Annotated in this window: 20 protein-coding genes and 1 pseudogene; 10 read left to right on the forward strand and 11 right to left on the reverse strand. The window is 61.4% G+C overall.

The features are described from left to right. Positions 1-23: 23 nt before the first annotated feature. A pseudogene (locus tag RHE_RS31620) lies at positions 24-251 on the forward strand (esterase-like activity of phytase family protein); the annotation flags it as partial. Positions 252-366: 115 nt separating this feature from the next. After that, positions 367-1,569: an AI-2E family transporter gene (locus tag RHE_RS11195; protein WP_041678651.1), complete on the forward strand. Its 1,203-nt coding sequence runs from the start codon at positions 367-369 to the stop codon at positions 1,567-1,569. A 17-nt stretch (positions 1,570-1,586) separates the two neighbouring features. On the opposite strand, the gene RHE_RS11200 is transcribed toward RHE_RS11195, so the two are convergent. Then, positions 1,587-2,045, reverse strand: coding sequence for a GNAT family N-acetyltransferase (locus RHE_RS11200; protein WP_011425452.1), 459 nt, complete (start codon positions 2,043-2,045; stop codon positions 1,587-1,589). Between the two features lie 130 nt (positions 2,046-2,175). Between RHE_RS11200 and RHE_RS11205 the strand changes: the two genes are divergently transcribed. Further along, positions 2,176-2,595 carry a hypothetical protein gene (locus tag RHE_RS11205; protein WP_011425453.1) on the forward strand — a complete coding sequence of 140 codons (420 nt, stop codon included), beginning with the start codon at positions 2,176-2,178 and terminating at the stop codon, positions 2,593-2,595. Here RHE_RS11205 and RHE_RS11210 read toward each other — a convergent pair. The 3 genes from RHE_RS11210 to RHE_RS11220 all read right to left on the reverse strand — a co-directional run bounded on the left by RHE_RS11210 (position 2,592) and on the right by RHE_RS11220 (position 5,029). Then, positions 2,592-3,737: a DUF2336 domain-containing protein gene (locus RHE_RS11210; protein WP_042118503.1), complete on the reverse strand. Its 1,146-nt coding sequence runs from the start codon at positions 3,735-3,737 to the stop codon at positions 2,592-2,594. The genes RHE_RS11205 and RHE_RS11210 overlap by 4 nt on opposite strands. Positions 3,738-3,827: 90 nt before the next feature. Continuing rightward, positions 3,828-4,445, reverse strand: coding sequence for a flavin reductase family protein (locus RHE_RS11215; RefSeq protein WP_011425455.1), 618 nt, complete (start codon positions 4,443-4,445; stop codon positions 3,828-3,830). Further along, positions 4,445-5,029 (reverse strand): nitroreductase family protein, encoded by a 585-nt coding sequence (locus RHE_RS11220; RefSeq protein ID WP_011425456.1) that lies wholly within the window; start codon positions 5,027-5,029, stop codon positions 4,445-4,447. Before RHE_RS11220 ends, RHE_RS11215 begins: the two co-directional genes overlap by 1 nt. A 113-nt stretch (positions 5,030-5,142) precedes the next feature. Here RHE_RS11220 and RHE_RS11225 point away from each other — a divergent pair, with 113 nt between their 5' ends. Next, positions 5,143-6,246 carry a hypothetical protein gene (locus tag RHE_RS11225; protein ID WP_011425457.1) on the forward strand — a complete coding sequence of 368 codons (1,104 nt, stop codon included), beginning with the start codon at positions 5,143-5,145 and terminating at the stop codon, positions 6,244-6,246. A gap of 245 nt (positions 6,247-6,491) precedes the next feature. Here the strand turns inward: RHE_RS11225 and thrS are convergent, their stop codons facing one another. From thrS to RHE_RS11250, 5 genes are all read right to left on the reverse strand, one after another. Then, positions 6,492-8,498 (reverse strand): threonine--tRNA ligase, encoded by a 2,007-nt coding sequence (thrS, locus tag RHE_RS11230; protein WP_011425458.1) that lies wholly within the window; start codon positions 8,496-8,498, stop codon positions 6,492-6,494. 120 nt (positions 8,499-8,618) lie between these two features. Then, positions 8,619-9,146 carry a DUF1697 domain-containing protein gene (locus RHE_RS11235; protein WP_011425459.1) on the reverse strand — a complete coding sequence of 176 codons (528 nt, stop codon included), beginning with the start codon at positions 9,144-9,146 and terminating at the stop codon, positions 8,619-8,621. Beyond that, complete coding sequence (locus tag RHE_RS11240) at positions 9,143-9,571, reverse strand: DUF2267 domain-containing protein (protein WP_166486926.1); 429 nt, start codon at positions 9,569-9,571, stop codon at positions 9,143-9,145. Before RHE_RS11240 ends, RHE_RS11235 begins: the two co-directional genes overlap by 4 nt. After that, positions 9,568-9,972, reverse strand: coding sequence for a membrane protein insertion efficiency factor YidD (yidD, locus tag RHE_RS11245; RefSeq protein WP_011425461.1), 405 nt, complete (start codon positions 9,970-9,972; stop codon positions 9,568-9,570). The genes RHE_RS11240 and yidD overlap by 4 nt, the downstream gene beginning before the upstream one ends. 5 nt (positions 9,973-9,977) lie before the next feature. Beyond that, a complete protein-coding gene (locus tag RHE_RS11250; protein WP_011425462.1) occupies positions 9,978-10,424 on the reverse strand; it encodes an iron-sulfur cluster assembly scaffold protein in 447 nt (148 codons plus the stop codon). A gap of 310 nt (positions 10,425-10,734) precedes the next feature. Here RHE_RS11250 and folE point away from each other — a divergent pair, with 310 nt between their 5' ends. The 3 genes from folE to RHE_RS11265 all read left to right on the forward strand — a co-directional run bounded on the left by folE (position 10,735) and on the right by RHE_RS11265 (position 12,904). Continuing rightward, positions 10,735-11,349: a GTP cyclohydrolase I FolE gene (gene folE, locus RHE_RS11255; protein WP_011425463.1), complete on the forward strand. Its 615-nt coding sequence runs from the start codon at positions 10,735-10,737 to the stop codon at positions 11,347-11,349. Positions 11,350-11,374: 25 nt separating this feature from the next. Beyond that, on the forward strand, positions 11,375-11,827 hold the full coding sequence (gene hisI / locus RHE_RS11260; protein WP_011425464.1) for a phosphoribosyl-AMP cyclohydrolase: 453 nt from the start codon (positions 11,375-11,377) through the stop codon (positions 11,825-11,827). Positions 11,828-11,941: 114 nt separating this feature from the next. After that, on the forward strand, positions 11,942-12,904 hold the full coding sequence (locus tag RHE_RS11265) for a patatin-like phospholipase family protein (RefSeq protein WP_011425465.1): 963 nt from the start codon (positions 11,942-11,944) through the stop codon (positions 12,902-12,904). A gap of 50 nt (positions 12,905-12,954) precedes the next feature. On the opposite strand, the gene RHE_RS11270 is transcribed toward RHE_RS11265, so the two are convergent. Then, positions 12,955-13,389, reverse strand: a complete 435-nt coding sequence (locus RHE_RS11270) for a CBS domain-containing protein (RefSeq protein WP_011425466.1) — start codon at positions 13,387-13,389, stop codon at positions 12,955-12,957. Between the two features lie 95 nt (positions 13,390-13,484). Next, positions 13,485-14,273 (reverse strand): rhomboid family intramembrane serine protease, encoded by a 789-nt coding sequence (locus RHE_RS11275; RefSeq protein WP_011425467.1) that lies wholly within the window; start codon positions 14,271-14,273, stop codon positions 13,485-13,487. Positions 14,274-14,531: 258 nt separating this feature from the next. On the opposite strand from RHE_RS11275, the gene RHE_RS11280 reads away from it, so the two are divergent. The 3 genes from RHE_RS11280 (at position 14,532) to pip (ending at position 17,244) form a co-directional block, all read left to right on the forward strand. After that, entirely contained in the window at positions 14,532-15,176 is a 645-nt protein-coding gene (locus RHE_RS11280) for a PAS domain-containing protein (protein WP_011425468.1), read from the forward strand. Positions 15,177-15,298: 122 nt separating this feature from the next. Then, the gene (locus RHE_RS11285) at positions 15,299-15,910 is read left to right on the forward strand and encodes a PilZ domain-containing protein (RefSeq protein ID WP_020921348.1); all 612 of its coding nucleotides are present in this window, start codon (positions 15,299-15,301) and stop codon (positions 15,908-15,910) included. Between the two features lie 359 nt (positions 15,911-16,269). Next, positions 16,270-17,244, forward strand: a complete 975-nt coding sequence (pip, locus tag RHE_RS11290) for a prolyl aminopeptidase (protein WP_011425470.1) — start codon at positions 16,270-16,272, stop codon at positions 17,242-17,244. Positions 17,245-17,528 lie beyond the last annotated feature (284 nt).

A 17,528-nucleotide genomic window follows, 5' to 3' on the forward strand; every position in this document is an offset into this window, starting at 1 on the left:
GCGCGACCGCCCCAGGGAATGGCGCCATCCGCTCACTCGCCAAGATCGACCTGCCAGTCGTCCCTGCCTGCAAGAGCCAGATACTCGACCTCAGAGCAATTGGCCTCGTTCCCGACAATATCGAGGCGATGTCGCTCGGCAAGGCCGAGGACGGTGCCGGCGTCCTCATCCTCGGCTCCGACAATAATTTCTCGACCACTCAGAAGACGCAATTCTACGCCTTCAAGGTTCTCAGCCGCCCGCGGCAGTAAGACGACGTGTCTGACGGCCGAATAATGATGCTTTATATCAGCTTTCACGGCGCGGACCTTGAAACCGCCGGGTTCATGGCCCATAACCAGAGTACAAGAATAAAAAGAGGCGCGGGTGGGTGTGTTCGACCGTCAGAAAAGCAATCATGAGCCGCGATGGCTGGGGCCATCGGCGCCGACGCGCACACCGCTGATTCCCTCCATTTCGGCGGCGCGATGGCTGCTGGTGCTGGTCGTCGCCGCCGGAGTCTACTTCTTCTACGGTTTCCTCGTGCCGGTGCTTGCGGCCCTGGTCATCGGCTTTGCCAGCTGGCCGCTCTATCGCAAGCTGCTTTCCCGCGTCGGGGGCAATACGACGATCGCCGCGACCATCGCCATCGTTATGATCGTTACCTTCCTGGTCATTCCGATCGGGCTCGCGGTCACCTATACGACGGGCGAGGTGCGAAACTGGGTCACGTGGGCGATACACGCCAACCGCACTGGCGCCGCGACGCCAGACTGGATCGTCGCGCTGCCCTGGGCAGGAGCCTATCTGGATGACGTCTGGACAAAATATATCGGCAGTCCCGGCGCCTTGGGGGAACTCATTCAAGCGGTTAGCGGCGCCAATATCGGCAACATCTATCGCGCCCTGCTGGCAGCCGGCGGTGGAGCCTTCCACCTTCTGCTGACGCTGCTCTTCATGCTGATCGCGCTGTTCTTCGTCTACCGCGACGGCTTCTCCTTCTCCAAGCAGATCGACATGCTGGGCGAACGCATCCTGCCGAACCGCTGGGAGCGCATTTCCCGCGTCGTTCCGGCAACGATCAGTTCCACCGTCATGGGCATGACGCTGATTGCGATCGGCGAAGGCATTGTGCTCGGCGTGGCATATTGGATTGCCGGTGTGCCGTCGCCGGTAACGCTTGGCGTACTAACGGGCGTGATGGCGCTGATACCGGGCGGCGCGCCGCTCTCCTTCACGCTGGTTTCCGTCTATCTCCTGGCAAGCGGCTCGCATGCCGCGGGCATCGCCCTCTTCGTCTGGGGTACTGTCGAACTCTTCATCGTCGACAAGACCCTGCGGCCGAAGCTCGTCGGCGGCCCGATCAAGCTGCCCTTCCTGCCGACCTTTTTCGGCCTTATCGGCGGGGTCAAGACAATGGGCTTTCTCGGCCTCTTCATCGGCCCGGTGCTGATGGCGCTGATCGTCGCAATCTGGCGCGAATGGATTCATGAGGCCCGCAATGCCGAGAGCGGCGAGAAGCTCCCGCAGATCGTCATCGACGAACAGGCCCCGCCATCCAAGCCGATCCCCCGCGTTGCGGAAGGCTGACCTGCCTTCGCAAACTGCTATCCCAGCCGCTTTTCCATGAACAGGCTGAGCGGATCCGGCAGATAGGTGCCGAAAGCCTCGATCTCCCGATATCCGTATTTGCGGTAGAGGGCGATCGCCTCCGGCTGGTAGATGCCGGTCTCGAGTCGGATCGCCGTCAGCCGCTTTTCCCTCGCGTTCGCCTCCAGCGCATTCATCAACCGGCTCGCGATCCTCAAGCCCCTCGCCTGCGGGTCAACGAACATGCGCTTGATCTCCGCCGTGCCGTTGCCGGCCTCGACCAGCGCGCAGCATCCGACGATCGCCCCCTCATTGCGGGCGACGAAGAAGCTTACCGAAGGTTTCTCCAGCGAGGAGAGATCGACCATGTGGTTGCTCTCCGCGGGATAAAGTGACGCTGCATAGGCGTCGGAAAGATCGAGCAGGCGAATGACGCCGTCCTGGCGCGGCGGCTCCTGGGCGATGGTGACGGACATGATGGTTTCCAATGTTTGCGGGAGATGCAAATTTCTGCTGACATGACGAAGAGTTAATGCCTCCGCCTTCTTTCGGTTGGAATTGCACCGTCTAAGGCGCTTTCAGGTTCAATAGCCAAGGAGGCAGAATATGCAAGCGGTGCTCATCGCAATGACCATTCTCGGTTGCGACGATTCCGTCAGCCAATGCAACTATGTCGCGACGGTCGACAAGCGTTGGGAAACCGTTGCCGCTTGCGATGCCGAAGCCGAACGCCGGCTCAAGGCCTATGCCAATGTCAGCTATCCCTCGGTGATCGCCGTGTGCGAGGCGCCGAAAGCGCTTGCCGCCGCCGAACCGCCGAAACCGGCGCCCTTGCCTGCCACCGCAGCCAACACCGCTCCTGTGGCACCCGAAGAACCAACAGGCCTCGCCGGCTTTGCTGAAAACATCGCTGGCCAGGTCCGCGCACATCTGCCATCCGGTCGGGACGTCAAGGAGACGCTTTCCAAACCCGTGCATTTCGTATCCGCAAGCTATTCCTGGGTGGTGACCCGGCTGAAGGACTAGGCCGCCGCAAGCGCCGCATAGACACGGGCCGATTGGCGCTGCTCGGCGACATGAAGCTTTTCCACCATGTCGAGCAGTTCCCCGGCCGCGCCGTGTGCGCCATGGTGATGGCGGAATTTTTCCAGAAGACGGCCGCCGACAGTGCCCAGCATGCTGCCCGGCGCCTTTCGAACGGCCTCGCGCCACAGAAGCGTCGCCTCGACGAAGATCACGCTGATATCCCTTGGCAGGCCGGCGGATTCATAGAGGGCGCGCACGGCATGCATGCGCCCGGTTGCCAGGATCGAGCGCACCCTGCGCTCGCTGCACGCTGTCAGATCAACGATTGCAGCTGCGAAGAAGTCCAGCTTGCCGGCGCAGAGCGCATGCATCAGCAGGGAGGGCGTCAGCCGGCCGTTGAGGCGCAGATGCTCGACAAGGTCCGTTATCTCCCGCGGCGCGATATCACCGGCGATCGAAACGATGGCTGCCTCGGTCGCCTCTCGGCTGATGCGCTGGAGCCGCTGCAGGCCGATCGCCGCCTGCGCCAGTGGCAGACCGACCAGCGCATTGCTGACATGCTGGGTGAGCAGCTGGCGGGCATCGGCAGGAAGATCGCTGCGGTCGAACAGCAGGTTGCGAATATCACAGCAATCGCCAAGCCGCTCGGCGATGCGTTTCAACGATTGGCTGGAGATGGCCGCGCCGTCGTTTTCGAGCAGGCAGAGCACTTCGTCTTCATCGCCGACCTCCGCGAGTGCAGCCGAGACCGGACGGGTGACATGGCCTCTGGCCGCGATGAGCATGCGGGTGGCGCCGTTGCCGCGTGCGGCGAGGTCGACAAGATCGGCGTCGCTGAGAAGCGGCGAACAAGTGACGGCGTGGCAGGCAACCTCTGGCTGGTCCGCGGCAAGCGAAAGGATCAGGCTGCGCGGCGCGTCGGGCGACCAGGCGACCGCCTCGGCCAGCGCCAGCCGCACACGCGGCGACGGGTCGTCGAGAAGAAAGGTCATCGCCATCTCGGCTGCCGCCCGCTCATCGCCGCTCATCTCGGATTGCAGATAGGCTCGGCCGAGCGCGTTCGCGGCCCGGGCCCGATCACCGGTCTTGGCCGTTTCGATCCAACGAAGGAAAGCTTCTACGATCACGCGACGCCCCAGCACTTGAACGCGATTCTCTCGCGTTTCATTCAATGCTGTGACCGTAGCGACAAAAGGTTTAAGATTGGTTCACCATATTTCTTAAGCCTTTGCTCAGGCTTCCGCCTTTGGTGTCTGCGGCCGGAACATCTCGAAAACATCGCTGCCTTCGCTGTAATCCATGTAGCCCATGCGGGCGACAGGCCGGGCGATCGACATGTCCAGGCGGCCGTCCCTTACGATCGCCTCGTCGATATGGATGCCGACCACCTCGCCGAAGACGAGGACGTTTTCAGACGGCGCGCCCGATAGCGTTTTCGGCTCGACGATTTCGGTGACCCTGCATTCGAGCACGGCATAAGCCTCGCCGACATAGGGCGCGTCGATCAGTTCGGACTGTTTCGGCGTCAGCCCGGCGAAATCGAATTCGCTGTTGCCGTAGGGCAGCGCCGCCGAGGAGAGATTCATCTTTTCGGCGAGATCGCGGCTGACGAAATTGCAGGTGAAGGCGCCGGTTTCCGCCGCATTGCGCTGGCTGTCCTTGCGCCCGGCGGAAGAAAACATCACCAGTTTCGGCCGGTCGGCGACGGCGTTGAAGAAGGAATAAGGAGCAAGATTGATCGAACCGTCCCTGCCCTTGCTGCCGATCCAGCCGATCGGCCGCGGCGACACGATCGCCTTGAAGGGATCATGCGCGAGCCCGTGCCGGTTGCTGTCGGTCGTGTAGAACATCAGTCTTCTCCGCCGACCCAGGTCACCGTATCGGCAAGCTCCGGCCGCGGCCGTTCGATCGCTGGAAATGTCGTCGAGCCGATATGGATGAAGCCCGCAACCTTCTCGCCGGGTTCGACGCCGAGCAGCGGATAGGCGCGCTCGTCATAGGCGAACCACTCCGTCAGCCAGTTGGCGACATAGCCATTGGCATTGGCGGCGAGAATGACATTGAGGCAAAGCGCGCCCGCCGACATCAGCTGCTCCCATTCCGGGATCTTGATATGCGGCCCCGCCTTGCTGACCACGGCGACAACAACCGGTGCGCGGGTGAAGCGGGTGCGCTCGACCTGGATCATCTCTTCGGAAAGCTCCGGCTTTGCCTCGATCGCCAGTTTGAGAAGCTCCTCGCCGAGGCGCGCACGCTCATCTCCGCGATAGACGATGAAGCGCCAGGGAGCGATCTTGCCGTGATCGGGAACACGCGAAGCAAGCCGCAGGATCTCCTCGATCTCGGCCTTTTCGGGGCCGGGTTCGCACATCTGGAAAGCGGGGATGGAGCGGCGCACCGCGAGGTAGTCGATCAGCTTGATATCGGATTTCATACGGGAGAAACTTTCATTTTTATGCTGCTGCAAAGCGTGGGTCTTGAATTTGCCATCGCGTTGGTCTTGAAGTGGCCTTTGCGATTTCAGAAGTCAATCGGTTCACGAAACAGATGTTTGGCACTTCGCCTCTTGTACGCACCGGCCTAGCCATCGCGCTGATGGTATTAATGCCTCTCGGCGCCGGTGCGCAGGATGCTTTCAAGGGCTTCAAACAGCTCGATTCGACATCGAAGATGCCGAAGCTCAACGCCTTCATTGCGCCCGGCGCCGCGCCCGAAGGAGCTAAGCTGCGCGACATCGAAATGGAAGCCAAGCTGACGGCCGACGGTACGCCTGTCGAGGATGGGCTTTCCTGGTATGTCTTCAGCCCGATCGCCGGCACCGACGGCAAGCTGCCGCTGATCGCCAGCGCCAAGGGCGGACCCGCTGCCTTTCAACTCGCTCCGGGCGATTATTTCGTCAATGTCTCCTTCGGCCGCGCCGGCGTCACAAAGAAGCTGACCGTGCCCGCTGACGGCGAGGTCGACAAGCAGGTGATGGTCCTCGATGCCGGCGGCCTGCTGCTCAATGCCGTCTCCGGCACCGATGCCCGCATCCGCCCCGACCAGTTGAGTTTCTCGATCTATTCCTCGGAAGTTCGCGATGACGGTGAGCGCGGTCTCGTCGTGGCCGATGTCTCGCCGAACACTGTCGTGCGCCTCAATGCCGGCACCTATCACATCGTTTCCGAATATGGCAGCGTCAACGCCATCATCCGCGCGGATATACAGGTCGAGGCCGGCAAGCTCACAGAGGCAACAATCCAGCACCGCGCCGCCCAGATGACCTTCAAGCTGGTCTCCGAAGCCGGCGGCGAGGCGATCGCCGACACGGCCTGGTCGATCCTGACGGCAGCCGGCGACAGTGTCGGTGAAAGCGTCAGCGCCTTCCCGACCATGGTCCTCGCCGAAGGCGAATATTCTGCCGTCGCCCGCAACAAAGACAAGATCTATCAGCGCGATTTTACAGTGGTTGCCGGCCGGAACACCGATGTCGAGGTTCTGATGAAGGACCAGGAGCCGCAGCAGCCCGAGAGCCCGGCGGCCCGCACGGTGCAGCAGGCGCCGGCCGGCACGCCGCCGCCTCCGGGTGTCCAGCCGGCTCCGGAGGAGCCTCTGCCCTCCTACGACCAGCTCGTGCCGCAGGGCGGTGGCGACGGCGCCAGCCTGAATTGATTCTGCCGGGCACGTTCTCCGGCGTGCCAGCGATCAAGCCGATCGGCCGGCGCTCGGCAGCGCTGTGCGTCTGATCAGACGCGCAAACGACATTTTGGATCAACGCATCGGCCGATGCGCTAGGCGCGGATTTCATTCATTGGCAGGAAGATTGCCAAGTGCAGGCGGGAGGCACATGAGGGGCTGCCCTTCGCGAAAGACACTCCGACAGCGCCGAAGTCGGCGCTGTCGTATTCCTGCTATTTTCAGGCCGCCTTGGCTTTCTTTGCGTCGGCCTTGCGACGGACGTCGGGCGGCGTCGCCTCGAGCGCCAAGCTCTCGACGGCCGTGTCGAGTCCCATCGAAACCTGGTCCTGACTGCCAAGGCGACGGATGTTGACCGTGCGATCCTCGGCCTCCTTCCTGCCGCAGACGATGATGACCGGAACCTTGGTGACCGAGTGCTCGCGGATCTTGTAGTTGATCTTCTCGTTGCGGAAGTCGGTTTCGACGTTGAGACCGGCCTCGCGTAGCGCCTCGGCTACTTCAAGCCCGTAGGCATCGGCCTCCGAGGTGATCGTCGCGACCACCACCTGCAGCGGCGATACCCAAAGCGGCATATGGCCGGCGAAGTTCTCGATCAGGATGCCCAGGAAGCGTTCCATCGAGCCGCAGATGGCACGGTGGATCATCACCGGCTGCGTCTTCTCGGAATTGCTGTCGATGTAGAAGGCGCCAAAGCGTTCCGGCAGGTTGAAGTCGACCTGCGTCGTGCCGCATTGCCATTCCCGGCCAATCGCATCCTTCAGCGTATATTCGAACTTCGGACCGTAGAAGGCGCCCTCACCCGGCAGAATGCCGGTCTTGATGCGGCCTTCGGACTGCGCCTCGATCGTCTTCAGCACATCGGTCATGACGGCTTCGGCTCGATCCCAGAGAGCGTCGGAACCGACGCGCTTTTCCGGACGGGTGGAAAGCTTGACGACGATTTCCTTGAAGCCGAAGTCTTCATAGACCGAGAGGATCAGGTCGTTGATCTTCAGGCATTCGGCCGCCATCTGCTCGTCCGTGCAGAAGATGTGCGCGTCGTCCTGGGTGAAGCCGCGCACGCGCATCAAGCCATGCAGAGCGCCCGAAGGCTCGTAACGATGCACCAGCCCGAATTCCGCCAGACGGATCGGCAGCTCGCGATAGGACTTCAGGCCATGCTTGAAGATCTGCACATGCCCGGGGCAGTTCATCGGCTTCAGCGCGAAGACGCGGTTGTCCGCTTCCTTGTCGTCGGGATGCGTCATCGCATGCGCCGATTTTACGCCGAACATGTTTTCCTGATACCAGCCCCAGTGACCGGAGGTTTCCCAGAGCGAGGTGTCGAGCACCTGCGGTGCGTTGACTTCTTCATAATCGATGGCAAGCCGGCGGCGCATATAGGCGACGAGCGTCTGGAAGATGCGCCAGCCCTTGCCGTGCCAGAAGACAACGCCCGGACCTTCCTCCTGAAAATGGAACAGGTCCATTTCGCGGCCGAGCTTGCGGTGGTCGCGCTTTTCCGCTTCCGCCAGCATATGCAAATAGTTGTCGAGATCGGCCTGGTCTGCCCATGCCGTGCCGTAGATGCGTGACAGCATGGCGTTGTTGCTGTCGCCGCGCCAATAGGCGCCGGCGACCTTCATCAGCTTGAAGGCAGTGCCGACCTGGCCGGTGGAGGCCATATGCGGGCCGCGGCAAAGGTCGAACCATTCGCCCTGATGATAGATCTTCAGATCCTGGCCTTCCGGGATAGCATCGACGAGTTCGACCTTGTACTGTTCGCCCTTGGCGGCAAAGACTTCCTTGGCCTTTTCGCGCGACCAGATCTGCTTTGTGAACGGCGCGTTGCGGGCGATGATTTCCTTCATTTTCTTTTCGATCTTCGGCAGATCGTCGGGCGTGAAAGGCTCGTTCTTGGCGAAATCGTAATAGAAGCCGTTCTCGATGACGGGACCGATCGTCACCTGAGTGCCGGGCCAAAGCTCCTGCACCGCTTCGGCCATCACATGCGCAGCGTCATGGCGGATGAGCTCCAGCGCGCGCGGGTCCTTGCGGGTAATGATCTCGATCTTGCCGTCGGTGACAGCATCGGAAAGGTCGCGCACGCCGCCGTCGATCGCAATGGCGACGGCGCTCTTGGCGAGCGACTTGGAAATGGATTCGGCGACATCCCTGCCGGTTGCGCCAGCCGGGAAGCTGCGTACGGAACCATCGGGAAATGTCAGGGAAACAGATTGGGACATCGAAATTCTCCTTGTCCAGTCCCGCCAACGAATGCGGGTGGTTGAAATGGAAGCGTCATCCCTCGGGATGTGCTGCCGCCTGATACTCAGATTTCCCGCGGGAGTAAAGAAGCAGCCGGCTCACATGATCATTTGCGCAAGACCGCAAACGGTGTTCCAGTTGCGCATCGTTCCGACGCCGAGCCGCTTGGTCGTGAGCGCCGAAAGCAGTTTTGACTGGCTCGGTTTGCTGGCGAAATCGATCCAGAGGTCGCCGCCGACAACGGCGAGGCGCTGCCCTTCCGCCATCAGCGGTTTCAGCGCCTCCACCTTCTCAGGATCGATCGGCAGGCGCATGACGCGGACGATCACCTGATCGCCGCTGCCGTCCCGGAAGGGATTGGTGCCGCAGAGCGCCATCCAGGTGCAGTCGCTGCGCACGATGATATCGACATGTTTGCCGAACTTCTGTTCGAAACCCTCTTCCAGCGCGACCTCGAGTTCATGCGGCCGCATGTCGTCGGCTTCGAAAACGAGATTGCCTGTCGAAACCAGAGTGCGCGGCTCGCGATAGCCGAGTTCTATGGCAAGCGCGCGCAGATCTTCCATGATCACCCGGCGACCGGGCGAGAGCACGATGCTGTGCAGGAGGGCGACGAACGTGCTCATGGCCGCCAGAACTCCTCCGCTCCGTCGGGCAAGGTCTGCAGTACCCTGTCGAATGCCGTTTCGTCGACTTGTTTCCGCACGGCCGCCGCCACGTCGCGAATAGCGGTGTCGGGCGAGAAATTGTGGTCGCCGCGCAGTGACTGAACTTCTCGAGTCATCGCCCTGCGGTCCTCGAAGGGACGTTTGACCTCATCGGGATCCCAGTCGGCGACGAAAATCGCCCGCAATACCGGAGGCAGAAGATTGGCAAAGCGGATCGCCTCCTCGATATCAAGCCGCCGGCGAAACGTCTGGAAGACGCCCTGGGTCACCGTATAGATCGCGTTTCGGCTGTCGATCAGCGTATCGGCGCGAATGTCGTCCAGGTAGGCGTCGAAATCTGCCGATGCACTCCTGTACTCACTGGGCATCGTCATAGTGCTCAGCCTCTCTTGCGTCCAAGCGAGAGATACCGCCGCGGTGTCCACCAGCGGAAGCCGTCGCTCAGTATTTCCGGAACCGGGTCGAGGCCGCTGGTGCCACCCGGACCGCAACGGGCGACGCGAAACAACGTCATCCAGCCCCCGGCCCAGAGACCATGGCGGGCGATCGCCTCGTAACCATATTCCGAGCAGGTCGGGATATGGCGGCAGGAATTGCCGACAAAGCCGGAAAGCGTCAGCTGATAGAGACGGATGAGCCCCATGCCGAGAAGGCGGTCCGGGGTCTTGCGAAACGGGCCGGCATAATTGCGGGAGTAGCGCGCAGTCCTTGCGTTCGGTCGTCCCGATGCGGCCGCGCCGCCATCGTCCTCATCGTCAGCCTGCCGGACGCAGAACTCGCACATCTCGATTACGCCTCGACAACTTCCGCCCGTTTCGCCTCGATCTGCCCGATCGCATCGACGACCGCGTCGAAGGTCAACATCGTCGAAGCATGGCGGGCCTTATAGTCCCGCACGGGCAGGAGGTAACGCATATCCTCGAACCGCCCCTTCGGCCCTGCCCCGTCCGCCTTCAACATGGCGAGCATGTCCAGCCGCGCCTGCCGCAATTCACCAGATGTGGCGCCGACGACATGGCGGGCCATGATCGAGGACGAGGCTTGGCCGAGTGCGCAGGCTTTTACGTCATGGGAAAAGCCGGTTACCACATCGCCGTCCATCTTCAGCCAGATTCGCACCTTGGAGCCGCAGAGCCTGGAGTGCGCCTGGGCGGTCGCATCGGCATCATCGAGCGTCCCGGTCAACGGAATATTGCCTGCGAATTCGAGAATCTTGCTGTTGTAGATGTCATCCATGCTGGATTTCCGCTCCAAAATCGCTGCGGATCGGCCTAAATCGGGCTATCATTGTCGTTGAAACAAAAAACACACCGTGTCATCTGAGGATACTTACATATAATGGCCGTCTTCCTATATGTATGTCGTTCCAAGGCCATGAAAATGCAATGGCCTTGTGTAAGTTTGATTGGGAAACCGTGCCGGATGGGCGTTTGAGCTAGCCCTGAAAGCCCCGGAGCCTGCCAAAGGTGCATGAATTCCCGCATGGGACTGACCAGTGGCGATTCCGACAGATGGGTCCGCGACGCGGGCCAGGAGACCATTGATCATGGACGCCATCGTAAAGAACTTTCCGCAGCCGAACCGTGACTCGGACCGCCCCTCCCAGCAGGAAGCGGAGGAAGCCGTTCGCGTTCTGTTGCGCTGGGCCGGTGACGATCCGACGCGCGAAGGCCTTATCGAGACGCCGGCCCGTGTCGCCAAAGCTTACCGCGAGCTTTTTGCCGGTTACGACATGGCGCCGGAAGATGTGCTCGGCCGAACCTTCGAAGAAGTCGCCGGTTACGACGATATGGTCCTCGTCAAGGACATTCCGTTCTACTCGCATTGCGAACACCATATGGTGCCGATCATCGGCAAGGCGCATGTCGCCTACATGCCGGACGGCCGTGTGCTCGGCCTTTCGAAGATTGCCCGTGTCGTCGAGATCTATGGTCGGCGCCTGCAGACGCAGGAAACGATGACTGCGCAGATCGCCCGGGCCATCGACGATACGCTTAATCCGCGGGGTGTCGCCGTCATGATCGAGGCCGAACATATGTGCATGGCGATGCGTGGCGTTCAGAAACAGGGTTCGACTACCTTGACCACGACGTTTACCGGAACGTTCAAGACCGAGCCGGCCGATCAGGCCCGTTTCATGAGCATGGTGCGGAGCCGCTGACACCGGCTCCCTCAGGAGGGCCGCAATGGGTCAACTGATCTTCAATCAACCATCCGAGGACAAGTCGGCGTTGGAAGACGCCGGCGATTTCACGCCGCGTTTCGATGACCGCGGCCTGATCACTGCGGTCGTCGCCGACGCCGGCGATGGCGAACTGCTCATGGTGGCGCATATGAATGCCCAGGCCCTGGCGCTGACCATCCAGACGGGCACGGCCCACTATTTCAGCCGGTCGCGCGGCAAGATCTGGAAGAAGGGCGAGACCTCGGGCAATCTTCAGACAGTGAAGGAAATTCGCACTGATTGCGATCAGGACGCCATATGGCTGAAGGTCGAGGTCGCCGGCCATGACGCCACCTGTCACACCGGCCGCCGTTCCTGCTTCTATCGGACGGTGACGCTACGCGAGGGAAAGCCGATGCTCGACATCGTCGATGACGAGCGTCACTTCGATCCGCAGGACGTCTACGGAAAATAGACTGACCCTCCCGGCATTTGCCCCTTATTGTGCCAGAAACCGGTTCTATATACCATTTGGCAACAGATCGGTCACACTATGTGACATACGTGTTCTGCTGGAGGGGAGAGCGCAATGCTGAACTGGAGTCTGCACCGTCAAAGCGCTGAAGGCGAAGGTTCCGGTTCTGGCATGTCGACGATACTCGAGACAATCCCTGCGCCCGCGCCTGTCAACAGAATCAAGATCGCACTCGCGCTTGGCGGCGGCGCGGCCCGCGGCTGGGCCCATATCGGCGTCTTGCGAGCCCTCGACGAGGCCGGGATTGAAATCGGCATGATCGCCGGGACATCGATCGGCGCGCTGGTCGGCGGCTGTTATCTCGCGGGCAAACTCGATGAACTCGAAAGCTTCGCCCGCTCGCTGACCATGCGCCGCATCGCCAGTCTGCTCGATCTGACGATCGGCGGCAGCGGGCTGTTCGGCGGCATGCGGCTGACCAAACGCATGCAGGAGCATCTCGAAGGCCTGAACGTCGAGGATCTGGACCGGCCGTTCGTCGCGGTCGCGGCCGAGGTCAATACCGGCCACGAGGTCTGGATCGCCAATGGTTCGCTGATCACGGCGCTGCGTGCCTCTTATGCGCTGCCCGGCATCTTCGAGCCGGTTCGCAGCAATCACCGCACTCTGGTCGACGGTGCGCTGGTCAACCCCGTTCCCGTCTCCGTCTGCCGCGCCTATGAGCAGCCGCTGGTCGTCGCCGTCAATCTCAATTACGATCTCTATGGCCGCTCGGCCGTGGTCCGGCACAATGCCAGCCTCTCGCAGCAGGAATTGCAGAAACAGGAAGAGGCGCCCTATGCCCGCCTCGGCATGACCGGTGTCATGGTGCAGGCTTTCAACATCATCCAGGACAGGATTGCCCGCGCCCGCCTTGCCGGCGATCCGCCCGACATTTCGCTGCAGCCGCGCCTGAGCTATATTGGCCTCTCGGAATTTCACCGCGCCGGTGAGGCGATCGAACGCGGCTACGAGGAAGCGAGAGCCAGGCTTCCCGAGATCAAGCGCATGCAGGAAGTCTACGCCAGTCCCCCGTGAAGCGACGCCGCGACGGGCACGAGAGCACGTTTAAACAAACAGCCGAACCCTCAGCCGGCAATATAGGCCTTGATATCCTCGGCCTCGCGCTCTACTTCGGCGATCCGCGACTTCACCACGTCACCGATCGAGATGATGCCGGCAAGCTTGCCGTTGCTTTCCACCGGAACGTGGCGAAAGCGGCGGCTGGTCATCAGTTCCATCAGCTCGTTGACAGTCGTCTCCTCGTGGCAGCGGTAGACTTTTGAAGTCATCACCTGCGAGAGCGGCTGGTCGAGGCTCTCCTTGCCGCGCTTGGCGATGGCATGCACGAGATCGCGCTCGGTGAACATGCCGGAAATCCGGTTTTCCATTCCGACGACAACGATGGCGCCGATCTTCTTTTTGCTCAGAATGGCGGCCGCCTCGGCGACGGTGGTGTTCGGCCCGGCGGTAATGACGTCCCTGCCCTTCAGGTCGAGGATTGCTTTGACTGAACTGGTCATTCGAACCTCCTATGTCGAAACTGTGACACGTGTCACAGGCATCCGCGGCGGCTTCTCCCCCCAATCGCGGATCGTTCGATCGTGCACTGCCCGGCTCAGGATTGCAACAGATCCTTCTCCGTTCCCCTCGGTTCCGCAGGCGGGCGTGGCGCCCGGTCGAACAGCGAAAACAAAAAGAAGCCGAAGACGAAGCCGCCGATATGCGCATCCCAGGCGATCTCCTGGTCGCTGTCGCCGACGAGCGGTATGCCGACGGCGATTAGGGCGTTGCCGACCACCCAGAGAAGCACGAAGATGATGACGGTCCGGTTCTTTAGCGCGTCGATGATGGAAAGCCGGGCATTGAGATGCGCCACCGCCATCGGTCGCCGGTCGGCCGGAAAGGCGAATCGGCAGGCGGCCCCCATCAGTCCGGAAATGACGCCCGACGCCCCGATCAGCAGCGACACGTCTCCCCAGTTGAGGATCGTGTGCAGGGCGGCGGAAGCGGCGGCGGACAAGATCCAGAAGAAGAGGAACCGCAACCTCCCGATGCGGCGCACGACCGGTGCGCCGAAGGCCATCAGCCAGAAAGCGTTGAAGACGATATGCTGAGTGCTGCCGTGCAGCAGCGAATAGGTCACGGGCGTCCAGAACAGCTCCAGCCCCTGCTGCGACAACGGAGCCACGTAGCGGTGGGGACTAAAGCCAAAGGTGATAAGCAACCAGCTCACCGCATCGTCCGGGAGAACGAGCGCCTGCACCGCATAGATGAAGATGAGCAGGCAAAGGCTGAAGAGCAGCGCCGGCGGAAGGTTGAAGATCGGCACGCGCGGGGGCCGTGCCGGCGGCTGGACCTCGGAAGGTTCGGGCGCCTTGTGCGGCTCGCCCGTCTGCTCGTTCATCTTTATCGCCTCGTTGAGGCTTCAGCCATACAGGAGCGCCTGCCAAAAAAAAAGCCGCCCGTAGTGCCGGACGGCGTAACCCGAATCCTGGAAAGACCCTGGACCGGCAGATGTGCTGAACTCCGAAAGTCGGAGCGATGGCTGGACATTGTCACGATAGAGGCCGCTCCTCAACCGAAACCCTTTCTTAACCTTAACGGCCGGGATTTGGCATGAAATCCGCAAGGTAGAAGTTGTCCGGGCAATGAGTGCCCGAAAATGCTCCGGAATGGGACAGGTTGGTGTGAAATGCGTGTGCAAACGACCATCGAAATTTTTGACTATTGGAACCGTATCCGCGGCGCAGCCGATGCGCCGCTGAAATCACAGGTCGAACCCTCTGCCGTTCCCCATCTTCTGCAGAGTCTCTTTATCCTTGAGACGCGCCACGGCGGAGACATCGTTTTCCGGCTCGCCGGCACCCGCATCTGCGATTTCTTCGGGCGCGACCTGCGCGGCGAACGTTTTTCCTCGCTTTGGGCGCATGGCCAGCATGCGGATGTCGAACGCACGGCAATGGGCGTCATGGACCATACCCTGCCGGCCCTGTTCAACGCCACCGGCTACAGCACCGTCGGTCATCAGGTCTCCTTCGAGATCATCATGATGCCGCTGCGCTCGGCGGACGGCGCCTGCGACCGGCTGCTCGGCGCAATCGCACCGAAGGCGGCTGCGAGCTGGCTGGAGATCGTGCCGCTGGAATTCCTGGCGCTCGACCGGAGCCGTCTGTTGCCCGAAAAATCCAGCAAGGCCGCGCCGGCCGAACTGCGCTCGATCAACGACGTCGTCGCAGCAAAAGGCATCGGATTTGGCCAGGCCATGCGCCGCATGGTGTCACAGCTCCTGAGTGCCGAGGCGCGTTGAGTCTCGTTTCAGGACAAGGCGCGCACTCGTTTTCGGCTATGCCACAATAAGGCGAAACAACCTTCTGTTAATGGATTGGAGGTAAGGATTAATCTCTCCAGTTTTCATGAAGAAGCCCTTTGATGCACTCGTTCCAGCCAGCTCAGACGCAACGACCTGCGCCGCGCCCTGAACAAGGCGTTTTCCAGCGTGTGCCGATCAATATGCAGGGCCGGCTGATGCTCGCAAATTACGAGGAGTTCGAATGCATGGTGATCGACATGTCGCCCGGCGATATGTACGTCACCTGCTCCGGCCGGCCGCGCGCCAACGAACGCGTCGTCGCCTATATCGACCATCTCGGGCGCGTCGAAGGTTACGTCCAGACGCTCGACAGCCGCGGCTTCACCATGTCAATCAATGCCACCGAGCGCAAACGCGAGAAGCTCGCCGCCCAGCTCACCTGGCTTGCCAACAAGCACGAGCTCGGCCTGCCGGAAGATCGTCGCCACGACCGCTTGACGCCGCGTGATACGAAGACCGAACTCACGCTCGAGGATGGCACGCGCTATACCTGCCGCATCATGGACCTGTCACTGTCGGGCGCCGCCATCGATGTCGAAATGCGTCCCTCGATTGGAACGGCGGTGCGCCTTGGCAACATGCGCGGCCGTGTCGTGCGTCACTTCGTCGAAGGTGTGGCGATCGAATTCCTGTCGATCCAGTCCCGCGAGACGCTGCGCGAATTTCTTTGACAGCTTGAAAAATCACGATGCTTTGCGGCGGATCAATTTGAGGCCGACTGCTCCGAAAGCGCTTGCCAAGTCCGGGGCGCACCGGGTCGGGTCGTGTTGAAAGCGCGAGCCTCACGGCAAGCCATCTGCAAGCGGCGGCAAAATCCGGCTTTGGAAGGCCGGTGCGAAGTCCTGTCGCAAGTCGTTCCAACCATTGAATCATGCAGAGTTATGAGTGGACCAAGCTGCGACACAGGTCGGGCGGTAGCAGACCGCGCGAAATTGGGCAGGATCTTGCGTCGAGGAGTTTGCGGCCGTCATCCATCTTCCCATCGTCATGAAGATGATGGATAAGGTCCGCCTCGACCGCAGGTGCACCGATGCCAGCCCTCTACCCGGAAATCGAACCCTATGATCACGGCCTGCTCGATGCGGGCGACGGAAACCTGATCTATTGGGAAGCCTGCGGCAACCCGATGGGGCGGCCGGCGCTCGTCCTGCACGGCGGGCCGGGCTCAGGCTGTTCGACCGCGGCGCGCCGGCAGTTCGATCCGGACGCCTATCGGATCATCCTCTTCGACCAGCGCAATTGCGGCCGGAGCCTGCCGAGTGCCGCAGATCCAGAAGCCGATCTCTCCCTCAATACGACCTGGCATCTCGTGGCCGATATCGAAAAGCTGCGGCTCTTTCTCGGCATCGAGAGCTGGCTGCTTTTCGGTAATTCCTGGGGCTCGACGCTGGCGCTCGCCTATGCCGAAACTCACCCGAAGCATGTCACAGCGATCGTCATATCGGGCGTGACCACCACGCGGCGGTCGGAAATCGACTGGCTTTGCCGCGGCATGGCGCCGCTTTTTCCGGAAGAATGGCACCGTTTCCGTCAGGGGATCCCGTCCGGCACGCCAGGGCTGGATGAGGACATGGCCAGCGCCTATAATCGTCTCCTCAACGATCCGGATCCTGAAACGCGTCTCAAGGCGGCGCGAGACTGGCATGACTGGGAGGCAGCCTCGATCCTGCTCGCCGATCCGGAAGGACTGCCGCGCCGCTGGGCCGATCCGGCTTATGTGCTGACGCGCGCCCGTATTATCACTCACTACTTCGTCAACGGCGCCTGGCTGGAGGATGGCATGCTCTTGAAGAACGCCGCGCGGCTTGCCGACATTCCCGGCATCCTGTTGCAGGGACGGTTCGACATCGAGGCGCCGCTCGTCACCGCCTGGGAACTGGCCCGCGCCTGGCCGCAAAGCGAGCTCGTAATCCTTCCGCACGCTTCCCATTCCACTGCAAACCCCGATATGAGTGCGGCAATCGTCGCCGCCACCGATCGATTTCGCGATTTTCCTCAAAAATAATTTTGATGCCGAGTCCCGGAATCCGAGCGATATTCTGCTTTCGGCTCGTTCCGACAGGCCGATTCTACCGGCATCGCCACCGCGAGCATCCCGCCGCGCGCCGGCGGCACTTATCCGGCTCAGCGAAAACTCTTAACGACGCGACGGCAGCGCAGGCTTTCCGTGGGCGAAGTCCTTGTCGCGTCCACTACAATTTTAATCGAGGTCGACATAAATACGCGCCAAATTTTATTTGAATTCAAGCCAAGTTTTATCGGCATTTGATTCAACTAAGCATTTAATTC

It is taken from the genome of Rhizobium etli CFN 42 (assembly GCF_000092045.1).
Classification (GTDB): domain Bacteria; phylum Pseudomonadota; class Alphaproteobacteria; order Rhizobiales; family Rhizobiaceae; genus Rhizobium; species Rhizobium etli.

Bases quoted from the DNA above. Each gene is read 5' to 3' on its own strand.
- RHE_RS11200 (WP_011425452.1), bottom strand. From the start codon at position 2,045: ATGTCCGTCACCATCGCCCAGGAGCCGCCGCGCCAGGACGGCGTCATT.
- RHE_RS11205 (WP_011425453.1), top strand. From the start codon at position 2,176: ATGCAAGCGGTGCTCATCGCAATGACCATTCTCGGTTGCGACGATTCC.
- RHE_RS11215 (WP_011425455.1), bottom strand. From the start codon at position 4,445: ATGTTCTACACGACCGACAGCAACCGGCACGGGCTCGCGCATGATCCC.
- RHE_RS11220 (WP_011425456.1), bottom strand. From the start codon at position 5,029: ATGAAATCCGATATCAAGCTGATCGACTACCTCGCGGTGCGCCGCTCC.
- RHE_RS11225 (WP_011425457.1), top strand. From the start codon at position 5,143: ATGTTTGGCACTTCGCCTCTTGTACGCACCGGCCTAGCCATCGCGCTG.
- thrS (WP_011425458.1), bottom strand. From the start codon at position 8,498: ATGTCCCAATCTGTTTCCCTGACATTTCCCGATGGTTCCGTACGCAGC.
- RHE_RS11235 (WP_011425459.1), bottom strand. From the start codon at position 9,146: ATGAGCACGTTCGTCGCCCTCCTGCACAGCATCGTGCTCTCGCCCGGT.
- yidD (WP_011425461.1), bottom strand. From the start codon at position 9,972: ATGTGCGAGTTCTGCGTCCGGCAGGCTGACGATGAGGACGATGGCGGC.
- RHE_RS11250 (WP_011425462.1), bottom strand. From the start codon at position 10,424: ATGGATGACATCTACAACAGCAAGATTCTCGAATTCGCAGGCAATATT.
- folE (WP_011425463.1), top strand. From the start codon at position 10,735: ATGGACGCCATCGTAAAGAACTTTCCGCAGCCGAACCGTGACTCGGAC.
- hisI (WP_011425464.1), top strand. From the start codon at position 11,375: ATGGGTCAACTGATCTTCAATCAACCATCCGAGGACAAGTCGGCGTTG.
- RHE_RS11265 (WP_011425465.1), top strand. From the start codon at position 11,942: ATGCTGAACTGGAGTCTGCACCGTCAAAGCGCTGAAGGCGAAGGTTCC.
- RHE_RS11270 (WP_011425466.1), bottom strand. From the start codon at position 13,389: ATGACCAGTTCAGTCAAAGCAATCCTCGACCTGAAGGGCAGGGACGTC.
- RHE_RS11275 (WP_011425467.1), bottom strand. From the start codon at position 14,273: ATGAACGAGCAGACGGGCGAGCCGCACAAGGCGCCCGAACCTTCCGAG.
- RHE_RS11280 (WP_011425468.1), top strand. From the start codon at position 14,532: ATGCTCCGGAATGGGACAGGTTGGTGTGAAATGCGTGTGCAAACGACC.
- RHE_RS11285 (WP_020921348.1), top strand. From the start codon at position 15,299: ATGCACTCGTTCCAGCCAGCTCAGACGCAACGACCTGCGCCGCGCCCT.
- pip (WP_011425470.1), top strand. From the start codon at position 16,270: ATGCCAGCCCTCTACCCGGAAATCGAACCCTATGATCACGGCCTGCTC.